This window comes from Patulibacter minatonensis DSM 18081 (assembly GCF_000519325.1).
GTDB lineage: Bacteria > Actinomycetota > Thermoleophilia > Solirubrobacterales > Solirubrobacteraceae > Patulibacter > Patulibacter minatonensis.
The window spans coordinates 4,091,757-4,101,555 of the sequence record NZ_KI912613.1 but is presented as its reverse complement, the minus strand read 5'-3'; the positions used below and the strand labels follow the sequence as shown (position 1 = coordinate 4,101,555).

11 protein-coding genes are annotated in these 9,799 nt (G+C 69.1%); 6 read left to right on the top strand and 5 right to left on the bottom strand.

From position 1 onward, the window contains the following. Nucleotides 1-33: 33 nt before the first annotated feature. Genes PATMI_RS0119160 through PATMI_RS0119150 form a run of 3 tightly spaced genes read right to left on the bottom strand, consistent with a single transcriptional unit; the run spans nucleotide 34 to nucleotide 2,740 of the window. Nucleotides 34-2,139, bottom strand: coding sequence for an MMPL family transporter (locus PATMI_RS0119160; protein WP_026912046.1), 2,106 nt, complete (start codon nucleotides 2,137-2,139; stop codon nucleotides 34-36). Beyond that, on the bottom strand, nucleotides 2,136-2,399 hold the full coding sequence (locus PATMI_RS0119155) for a hypothetical protein (protein ID WP_084270084.1): 264 nt from the start codon (nucleotides 2,397-2,399) through the stop codon (nucleotides 2,136-2,138). The genes PATMI_RS0119160 and PATMI_RS0119155 overlap by 4 nt, the downstream gene beginning before the upstream one ends. Then, nucleotides 2,396-2,740: an ArsR/SmtB family transcription factor gene (locus tag PATMI_RS0119150; protein ID WP_245604214.1), complete on the bottom strand. Its 345-nt coding sequence runs from the start codon at nucleotides 2,738-2,740 to the stop codon at nucleotides 2,396-2,398. The genes PATMI_RS0119155 and PATMI_RS0119150 overlap by 4 nt, the downstream gene beginning before the upstream one ends. Nucleotides 2,741-2,821: 81 nt before the next feature. Here PATMI_RS0119150 and PATMI_RS0119145 point away from each other — a divergent pair, with 81 nt between their 5' ends. The 3 genes from PATMI_RS0119145 (at nucleotide 2,822) to PATMI_RS0119135 (ending at nucleotide 4,526) form a co-directional block, all read left to right on the top strand. Further along, nucleotides 2,822-3,445, top strand: coding sequence for a TlpA family protein disulfide reductase (locus tag PATMI_RS0119145; protein WP_084270083.1), 624 nt, complete (start codon nucleotides 2,822-2,824; stop codon nucleotides 3,443-3,445). Then, complete coding sequence (locus PATMI_RS0119140) at nucleotides 3,442-3,831, top strand: LysR family transcriptional regulator (RefSeq protein ID WP_084270082.1); 390 nt, start codon at nucleotides 3,442-3,444, stop codon at nucleotides 3,829-3,831. Before PATMI_RS0119145 ends, PATMI_RS0119140 begins: the two co-directional genes overlap by 4 nt. An 83-nt stretch (nucleotides 3,832-3,914) precedes the next feature. Then, a complete protein-coding gene (locus PATMI_RS0119135) occupies nucleotides 3,915-4,526 on the top strand; it encodes a class I SAM-dependent methyltransferase (protein ID WP_026912041.1) in 612 nt (203 codons plus the stop codon). Between the two features lie 73 nt (nucleotides 4,527-4,599). On the opposite strand, the gene PATMI_RS0119130 is transcribed toward PATMI_RS0119135, so the two are convergent. After that, nucleotides 4,600-5,196 (bottom strand): TetR/AcrR family transcriptional regulator, encoded by a 597-nt coding sequence (locus PATMI_RS0119130; protein WP_026912040.1) that lies wholly within the window; start codon nucleotides 5,194-5,196, stop codon nucleotides 4,600-4,602. Nucleotides 5,197-5,258: 62 nt separating this feature from the next. Next, entirely contained in the window at nucleotides 5,259-6,257 is a 999-nt protein-coding gene (locus PATMI_RS31670; protein ID WP_084270080.1) for an LLM class flavin-dependent oxidoreductase, read from the bottom strand. Between the two features lie 298 nt (nucleotides 6,258-6,555). On the opposite strand from PATMI_RS31670, the gene PATMI_RS0119115 reads away from it, so the two are divergent. The 3 genes from PATMI_RS0119115 to PATMI_RS0119105 all read left to right on the top strand — a co-directional run bounded on the left by PATMI_RS0119115 (nucleotide 6,556) and on the right by PATMI_RS0119105 (nucleotide 9,737). Continuing rightward, on the top strand, nucleotides 6,556-7,605 hold the full coding sequence (locus tag PATMI_RS0119115) for a BtrH N-terminal domain-containing protein (protein WP_281171329.1): 1,050 nt from the start codon (nucleotides 6,556-6,558) through the stop codon (nucleotides 7,603-7,605). Then, nucleotides 7,602-8,096, top strand: a complete 495-nt coding sequence (locus PATMI_RS31665; protein ID WP_245604207.1) for a PaaI family thioesterase — start codon at nucleotides 7,602-7,604, stop codon at nucleotides 8,094-8,096. Before PATMI_RS0119115 ends, PATMI_RS31665 begins: the two co-directional genes overlap by 4 nt. Before the next feature lie 192 nt (nucleotides 8,097-8,288). Beyond that, on the top strand, nucleotides 8,289-9,737 hold the full coding sequence (locus tag PATMI_RS0119105; protein ID WP_026912038.1) for an MlaD family protein: 1,449 nt from the start codon (nucleotides 8,289-8,291) through the stop codon (nucleotides 9,735-9,737). Nucleotides 9,738-9,799 lie beyond the last annotated feature (62 nt).

The following is a 9,799-nucleotide window of genomic DNA, read 5'->3' as shown; positions in this document are numbered from 1 at the left end:
TGTCGGAGCGCGGGACCGGAGCGGGCGTGGTGCTCAGGCGTGCCCGAAGCGGATGTCGGGCAGCACCTTCGCCAGCGACCTCGGCGTCCACCACGCCCACTTCCCGAGCAGCCGCAGCGCGGCGGGCAGGAGCAGCAGGCGGATCAGGAACGCGTCCAGCAGGACGGCGACGCCGAGGATCACGCCCATCTCCTTCGGCGGGATCGGGCCCGAGAGCGAGAAGGTGAAGAAGATCGCGACCATCACCGCCGCGGCCGCGAAGATCACCCGACCGGACCCGGCGAGGCCGCCGATCATCGCCTCGCGCGGGTTGTGGGTGAGGTCCCAGCGCTCCTTGGCGGCCGAGAGCAGGAAGACGGTGTAGTCCATCGAGATCGCGAAGATCATCGCGAAGAAGAAGACCGGCGCCCAGGCGTCGAGGAAGCCCTGGGAGTCGAAGCCCAGCACGCTCGCGCCGACGCCGTCCTGGAAGACCAGCCGGCCGACCCCGAACGCCGCACCGACGGCCAGCAGGTTCGTGACGACGCCGACGGCGGCGATGATCGGCGCCTGCAGCGCGAGCAGCAGCAGCAGGAACCCGAGGCCGAGGACCACGCCGACGACGACCGGCGTCCGCGACGAGAGCGCGGCCTCGAGGTCGTGGTTCTCGGCCGGCTGACCGCCGACCTTCGTGCCGGCGGGCAGCTCGGCCCGCAGCCGGTCGATCGTCGTCCCCAGCGCGGGGTCCGACGCGTCGACGTTCGGGAGCACCGGCACCACGGCCACGCCGCCGGTGCCGTTCATCGTCGCCATCACCCGCGAGATCCCGCGGTCGGAGCCGGCAGCCTTCGCCACCGCGGCCGCCTCGCCCGACGTCGTGACGAGCTGCAGCTGTCCGGGCGCACCGGGACCGAAGGCCTGCTTCACCAGGGCGTAGCCCTGCGCGGAGCCGTCCTCGGACGGCACGACCTTGATCGACGGCATGCCGGTCTTGATGCCGAGCACGGGGATCATGACCACGAGAAGCAGGATCAGCGCGAGACCGCCGAGCTTCTTGGGGTGCTTCCATATGGTGGTCGCCCAGGCCTCGAAGCGCGGGGAGCGGGCCTCCCCGGAGCGCAGCCACGGCAGCGCACCCTTGTCGACCTTGCCGTCCAGGCGGCCCAGCACGGCCGGCAGCAGCGTCAGGGTCGCAGCGAGCACGAAGATGACGGCGAGCATGATCCCCAGCGCCATCGACCGGAACGCCGGGCTCGGGACCAGCATGACCGCGGTCAGCGAGATCAGGACGGTGATGCCGGAGAACAGGACGGCCTTGCCGGCGGTGTCCATCGTCTCGGTCACTGCCCGCACGGGGTCGCCGTGCTCGGCTCTCGCACTGCGGAAGCGCATGACCATGAAGAGGGCGTAGTCGATGCCCAGCGCGAGGGCGAACATCATCGCGAAGTTGAACGCCCAGACCGAGATGTCGAGCACCTGCGCGCCGAGGAACAGCGACCCGGCGGCGGCGACCAGGCCGGTGATGGTCAGCATCAGCGGCAGCCCGGCGGCGACCAGCGACCCGAACGCGACGACGAGGATCGCCATCGTCACCGGCCAGGAGATCACCTCGCTCTTGAGCATCGCGGTGAGGTTGGCGTGGTTGAAGTCCGACCACAGGCCCGACGCGCCGGTGAGGTGCACCTCGACCCCGTCGGCGCCGGCCTTCTCGAGGCCCTTCTTGGCGTCGTCGGCGGCGCGGACCATGTCGTTGGACGTGCCCGCGGCGGCACCCTGCACGATCGCGGTGTGCCCGTCCTTCGAGATCGACATCCCGGGCTGCGGAGGAACGACGCGGCCGACGAACTCGGTGTCCTTCAGCGTCGCCTCGGTCTTGGCGATCGCAGCCTGGAAGGCCGGGTCGGTGGCGGTCTGCGTCTCCGAGTGGACCACGACCTGCAACGCGGAGCTGGAGAGCCCGCCGACGTTCTTGTCGATCAGCTGGCGGGCCTGGACGGACTCCGACCCGGAGGCCTCCCAGCCTGCACCGGAGAGGGCGGACTCGACGCGGGGGGCGAAGACGGCGAGGACCAGGACGAGGATGCCCCAGCCGATCGCGACCTGCTTGAAGTGGGTGGCGGTGTAGCGGCCCAGACGGCCGATCGGACCAACGGTGCTCATCGAATCCTCCGATCACATGCGGGCTGAAGGCCGAGGACACGACTCATCACCAGCGACGCCGGGCAGGCCCCGACGGCGACGAAGACCCACTGATTCAGACCGACGAAGACGGTCAGCAGGAGAAACCACTGCGAGATCGAGACGGCCAGGAGGACGGAGACGATCGTCACGGTGCCGGCCATCAGAAACAGTGCCCGCTCCAGCGGCCACCGCGAAGAACGGGTCGCCGGCGCGGCGGGAACGATGGTCGGGGCGCTCACGACGTCGCCTCGGTCTGGCCACCGAGGAGCGCGTCGAGCTCGTTGAGCTGCTGACGCAGGCCGCCGCACACGAGCTCGCAGATCGCGAACACCGACTCGTCCTGGATCGCGTAGCGCACCGCGGTGCCCTCCTTGGTCCGCGAGACGATCCCGGCTTGGTGCAACACGCCGAGGTGCTTGGACACGTTCTGCTGACTCGCGCCCAGCGCGTCCTTGAGCTCGCCGACCGTCGACGGGGTGTCGCGGAGGTGGTCGAGCAGGCGGATGCGCACCGGGTCGCCGATGACCCGGAAGCGCTGCGCGATCAGCTCGACGAGAGGTGCAGGGATCGGGCGGGGCATCTCCATAGTCACCACTTTACTACTGAACCGTTGTGAAAGCAATTCGTACGTAGAGCACTGAAAGTAGATACGGTGCTGTCGATGGTTCGACGAGTCCTCACCGCCCTGCGGGCGACGAGCACCCGAGCGCGGCTGCTCGCAGCAGCCCTGCTGGTAGCCGTCGTGGCGGTGATCGGCTTGGCGCAGTCCGATCCTGCTGCCAGGACACCGCGCGGGACGCCCCCGTCGGCGGTGGCGGTGCAGAGCGCGGCGGCCCGGGCACCGGCCCCGATCCGGAGGCTGTACCGCCAGCACGGCCAGCTGTTGCATCTGAACGGCGACGCGTTCGTGGCGAAGATGAAGGCCCTTCAGGGCCACGTGGTCCTGATCAACAAGTGGGCGTCGTGGTGTGCGCCGTGCCGGCGGGAGTTCACGCTCCTGCGCCGCGCGGCCGCTCGCTACGGCGATCGCGTCGCGTTCCTGGGCCTCAACGCCGCCGACAAGGCGCAGAACGCGCGGCGGTTCCTCAAGACCAACCCGACGATCTACCCGCACGTGCAGGACCCCGACGAGCAGATCGCCGGTGCGTTTCAGGCCGGCGGCGTGTTCCCGCAGACGATCCTCGTCGACGCCACCGGTGACGTGACGGCGATCAAGGCCGGCGAGTTCACCACCGACCGTCAGGTCGACCAGTTCCTCCGACCCCATCTCACCCAGAACCGATGAGCGCTGAGCACGAGATCCTTCCCGCTTCGACCCGCGGCGCCGCACGGCTCTCCCGCCGGCCCGGGAGGCGCTCGCAGCCCTACCCGATCACCTTGGTGGACCTCGAAGCGTTCGTCGTCGGCGTCAAGCACGGCACCACCGCCGCGGCCGCGGCCGAGCTGGACGTGACCGCAACGTCGTTGGTTCGCCGGATCCGCAAGCTCGAGCAACGCGCCGCGGTCGTCCTCGCCGAGGGGCTGCCGTCCGAGGTCCGACCGACCGAACTGGGCCACCAGCTGTTGCCGATGGCCAAGCGGGCCGTCGACGACCTGCGGAGGATCGACGCGTTCATCACCGAGCACCACGACGCCGAGCTCGCCGCCGACGCGCGCTACCGCCCCCGCTGAACGACCCCGCCGCCTCCCACCGGACCCACCCGATGGGTCCGGCGCACATCCAGCCAGCCCTCCGATCCAGGGACGATCGCCTCGTGTCGCTCTACGCCCCCGTCTTCACCGCCATCTACGACCCTCTCCTCGCCTGGGGCGAGCGGACCGGCATGCGTGACCTCCGCCGCGACGTGCTCTCCGGCGCGACCGGTGAGGTCCTCGAGCTCGGTGCCGGTACCGGCCTGAACATCAACGCCTACCCGCCGACGGTGGCGAGCCTGACGCTCACCGAACCCGAGGCCTCGATGGTCAAACGTCTTCAACGGCTCGGCGGCCACCCTCGCGTGGTGCAGGCCGGCGCCGAGGACCTCCCGTTCGATGAGAACGCGTTTGACACGGTCGTGAGCACGCTGGTGCTCTGCACCGTCGAGGACCCCGACCAGGCACTTCGGGAGGTCCGCCGGGTCCTTCGTCCCGGCGGGAGGCTGCTGCTCATCGAGCACGTCCGCTCGTCGAGGCCGCGCCTGGCCCGGATCCAGGACCGGCTGCACCGTCCGTGGCGGGCGATCGGCTACGGCTGCAACTGCAACCGCGACACCATAGAAGCGCTCCGGAACGCCGGCTTCGACACCACCGCCCTTCGCGACGCCCGGTGGCGGCGGATGCCCGCGATCGTCCGGCCGCTCATCGCGGGTTCCGCTCAGGCGGCGTGAACCAAACACGCCGCGCCGCCTCTCTGTGTATTCCCACGCCGTACTCCACGCCCCGGCCGTCAAGAGCGAAGGGCTAAGTCGAGAGGTTAAGGGTGCGGGCCCAGATCGCGGTGAGGGAGTCGATCGCGAGTTTGTCCTCTTCGGGGTCGTCGTTGAGGACACGCTGGTAGTAGACCCGTTCGACCATCCAGACCAGGGCGTCCGCGGTGCCGCGGGCCTGCGTGGCGGGGAGACCGTCGCGTTCGAGACGCTGGGCGGTGGCGGCGATGAACCTGCCGATCTCGTCGTGCCAGTACGTCGCGATCACGGCGTCGTAGGTCGTGGCTTCGATGAGCGCACGCAGCAGCGCGCTGGATCGACGATAAGCGTGCAGGACCTGAGAAAGCGCGCGTTGCAGTTCGGCGCTGCCGCCGGGGCCCTCCAGCCAGGTGGTGGTGCCCCGGAAGAGCTCCTCGACGAGGCGGCTCGTGGCGCTCATCAGGAGGTCGCGCTTGTCGCGGAAATAGAAGTAGAACCCGGTGCGGGTGTGTCCCGCTCGTTCGGCGATCTTGCTGATCGACAGTGACGCGTACGGAGTCCCGTCGGTGAGCAGAGCGACGACCGCTTCGATCAGTTCCGCCTCAGCGCGCCCTCGAGCTTCAGGGTCGTCGCGCTTCGAAAGGACCGCCATCAGCTGATCGTACGGGCAAGGGCGCCCGAACACCCAATAACGGTAGGGGGGTTCAGCAGCATTTACGTGTCACGAACGCTGAGAGTGTCGATGACCTTGCGGATGCCGTCCTGACCGACAAAGGCCGGAGGCCAGAGGAGCACGTCGTCGTAGACCGCGGCCCGTTCCTCGTAACGGTCCCGAACCTCCTGCGGAGTTCCGGCGAGGGCGATCGTGTCGATCATCTCGCGGGAGACTGCAGCGACCATGCTGGGGAAGTCGCCCTGCTTCCACGCTTCGCGGATCGCGGCGACCTCGCTCAAGAACCCGTGGTGCTCGTGGATGCCCTGGTAGGTCTTCACCGTGCTGTTGAAGGCGATGACCGCCGCGGCCTGCTGTCGGGCGACGTCACCGTCCTCATCGATGCAGCAGGTCAGGTAGCCGACCAGCGGCGGAGCCGGACGACCTGCGCGTCGTGCCCCCTCGGCCAGGGCGGGCCGGACGACGTGCTCGATGTAGGAGGCGGTGAAGAGCGGGTGGCCGACCAGGCCGTCGGAGACCCGGCCTGCGGCCTGGATCATCCGGGGGTTCACACCGGCCATCAGCAGCGGCACGTCGGGGCGCAGCGGTGGATCGACGGGCACGGTCGGCTTGACGTTCACGCGGTAGAACCGGCCCTCGAAGGCCTGCGGTCCCTCATGCAGCCGCCAGAGCTTGCGGACCAGCGGGAGGAGCTCCTCCATGCGCGGGGCGGGGTGCTCGCCATCCAAACCGTGCCAGTTCTGCTGCATCCGCTTCGTACCCGTCCCGAGACCGAATCGCAGGCGTCCCTCGGAGAGCTCGTCGAGGTCCCGGATCTCGGCGGCGAGAACGACGGGGGTGCGGCCGAAGGCGTAGGCGATGGCAGTGCCAACACCGATGGTCGAGGTCGCCTGGATAATCGCGCCGAGCGGCACGGTCGCGGAGCGGTGGTGGAACTCCGTGGTCCAGACCGACGAGAAGCCGGCGTCCTCCGCCCACCTTGCGGCCTGAATCTGGTCCCGCAAGGGGCCGGGAGAGAGAACGATCGACGGTGCGCGCACGAGATGCCTTTCGAGTCAGGGACGTCCGAGCGCCGCAGGGTCCGACTGTGACCTTCGGCACTCGCGGTTGACGATACACGCTGCTTGTCACTATGTTCGACACTATGTCAACGCGCCGAGCTTAGGGCGCTCGCGGCGGCGTCCAGCACTTGTGCCCTCGTTTTGCGATGGCGCCTGCAGCTGGGGATCCTCGGCGAGAGACTGTGAAGCGTTCCCCGAACATGACGATCAGCGACGAGTCGACCTACGTGATCCGGCAGCTCACCAGCCAACCGATGCTCCCGGGCGCCCTGAACCAGTGAGCACCCTGCCGCCTAGGACGCCGACCTCGTTGTCGCCGACGCCGTCGGTACGAGCACAGGCGTTCCCACACCGCCGAGCGGGCCATTGCGGGTCCGGAGCCTTGCGCGACCTGCTCGAGTTCCATGGCCTGGACTACGGGCACGGGCCGCTGAGCGAACCGATGGTTTTCGGGCTCGCCGGTGGACTGGGGTTCTTCTTCTCCGACCAGGTGCCCGGGATCCCGTTCTACCTCGTCGGTCGCACCGGGTCGATGGAGCGGGACATCGGCGAACACCTCGCGGCGCCCGTGACGTTCGAGCAGACCGACGATGCCGCACAAGGGTGGGAGTCGGTGAAAGCCGCGATTGATCGCGGAGACCCGCCGATGGTGTGGGCGGACATCGGCGAGCTGGAGTACCTCCGCGTCCGGATGCGCAACACCCGTCACGACATCGTGATCGTCGACCACGACGAAGGCCGTGGGATCGCGTGGGTCGCCGACAATGACCGCGAGGACCTTCAGGCCTGTTCCTTGGACAGCCTGCACCGCGCGCGCAACTCCCAGTCCTTTCCCGCGCCGACCCGCAACGCGATGTTCACGTACCGGTGGCCGACCGAGCTACCAGCGCTGGCCGACGTCGTCCGCGATGTGGCGTCCGCGACGTCCAAGAACATGCGCCAGAGCGCCCAGACGGTCGGAAGTCTCGAGGGCCGCACCGGACTGGACGGCGTCGAGTACTTCGCCGGCACCTTCGGTGACTGGCCGGCTCGTTTCGGTGACCGACTTCCCGAAGCGCTCGACACCCTCGCGGTCCTGATCATCAAGGCCGGGACCGGCGGTGCGATGTTCCGCTCGCTGCAGGCCGGCTACCTCGAAGAGACCGCCGAGCTCCTGGACGACGCCACGGTCCGATCCGCTGCCGAGCGCTACCGCACCCTCAGCGACGCCTGGGAGGCACTCGGCGCCCGAGCCGCAGCGCACGAGGTCGCCGAAGCACGCGACGTCATCCAGCAGATCCGGCGCCTCGAGCCCGAGGCGCTCCAAGCGCTGGAGCGCACCATATGAAGGTCGCCGCGGACGGCACGATCCCCGAACACCACCCCAACTGCCTCGGCTGTGGCTCGCAGAACCCCGCCGGGATGGGTCTCCGCCTCCGGGTCGACGGCGACCTCCTGCGCGGGACCATCACGTTTGACCGCCGGCACGAGGGAGCCCCCGGCATCGTGCACGGCGGGGCGGTCGCAACGGTGCTGGACGACTCCCTCGGGTCGCTCCTGATCGTGCTCGGCACACCGGCGGTTACCGCGAACCTGAACGTCAGCTTCCGCGCACCCGCGCTCCTCGAGCGCCCGATGCAGATCGAAGCATGGGCGGTCGGCCGCGACGGTCGCAAGCTCCACCTCCACGGACGGCTCCTCGACAACGAGACCGTCATCGCTGAAGCCCAGGCCCTCTTTTTGATCGTTGACGTCACCCACTTCGAAAGCGGCGGACACGCACTCCTTCCCGGGTGGGAGGACTGGAGCCCCGCATCCGATCCGAGCCCCGATGCCTGAACCCCCACTCCTGTCGGGTCCTAGCAGCGACACGCCCGCGGAGGTTCCGACCGAAGCAGGCCCCGCACATGCGAAGCGCCTTTGCTCGATCGACCAACGCTCTCGATCGGGTCACGAAGAACGTTCCCCCTCACCCGATGACTCCGGGACCGCGCGCGTTGTTCTGCACCGCGATAAGAGGGGCGCTCGAGCGTGAACAAGAACCGTCCGCACCCCGTGCAGATCGGGGTCATGGTGGCGTTCGCGCTGTCGTGCTTCGGTCTGTTGCTGTTCCTCTGGACGAGCTTCGGTGGCCCCGTGCCGCTCAAGGGCCGGCCGTACCAGGTGAAGACGGCGTTCGCGCAGGGCACGCAGCTGGCCGGGTACGCCGACGTCCGCGTCAGCGGTGTGACCGTGGGCAAGGTCACGACGATCGTGCGCGAGGGCGGCAAGGCCAAGGTCACGATGAAGATCGAGCCGAAGTTCGCGCCGCTGCCCAAGGACACTCGGGCGACCTTGCGGACGAAGACGCTGGTCGGCGAGACGTTCGTGAACCTCTCGTTCGGGTCACGCAAGGACCAGATCGGCCGACGGGCGTTCATACCCGACGGTGGCACGATCCCGGCGCAGAACATTCAGCCGACGGTCGAGCTGGACCAGATCCTCGACGCGTTCGACGAGAAGACCCGCAAGGACCTCAAGGTCGTGCTGACCTCGATCGCGAAGGGCACCGAGGGGCAGGGCAAGAACCTCAACGCGGCAGTCGGCCAGGTCGCTCCGCTGGCCGAGGGTGCTGACGGGCTGTTCGACCTCCTCAATCGGCAGTCGGCCGAGGTGCGGTCGGGCAGCCGCGACTTCGCGACGACGTTCGCCGCGGTCGGCCGGCGCTCCGGTGCAATCCAGGGCATCGCCGAGGGCGGGCGGCAGCTGCTGGAGACGACCTCCGCGATCACGCCGGCGCTGCGCGACACGCTGCGCACGCTGCCGTCGTTCGGACGCGAGACCCGCCGCTTCATGACCACCGTCGAGGCGACGTCCCGTGCGGCGAAGCCCGCGATTGCGGACCTGCGGCCCGTCACCCCGCTCGTGCGTCCCGCGCTCCAGCGGCTCGCCGTCCTGGCTCCGCAGCTGGAGCAGACGCTCGTCGAGCTGGACCCGGTCCTCAAGCGCGTGCGTACGGGGATGCCGCCGATCCGTCGGCTGCTGAACGCGCTGCGTCCGGTGTCCGACGGGCTGGAGCCCCTCACGCAGGACCTGCTGCCGATCGCGCGCTTCGTGAACCTCTACAAGCGCGAGCTGTCGGTGACCTTCGCTAACACCGGCGCGGCGACGCAAGCTACCGCCCCCGACGCGCTCGGCGTGCAGCGTTCGTACCTGCGCCTCCAGCTGCCGATCAACGGTGAGACGGTGCAGGGCGCCACAACGCGCAACCCAAACAGCCGGTTCGCCCCGTACCCGCGTCCGGGCGAGCTCGAGCTGGCCGGCACCGGTCGAAACCCGTCGTTCTCGTGCGACCACACGGGCAACGCTTCGGGCATCCTCACCGGGATCTTGGACCTGCCGGGCATGGGCGGCCCGCCGTGCGTTCCGCAAAAGAACTTCCCCGGGACTGACAAGGTCTATCCGCGCCTGGCGCCGGTGACGGCCGACCAACTCCGCTGACGGCCGGCGCGGGGGAGTGAGCCCCCCGGATGGAAAGGTCGACTAGAAGCCGAGAGTCAGCA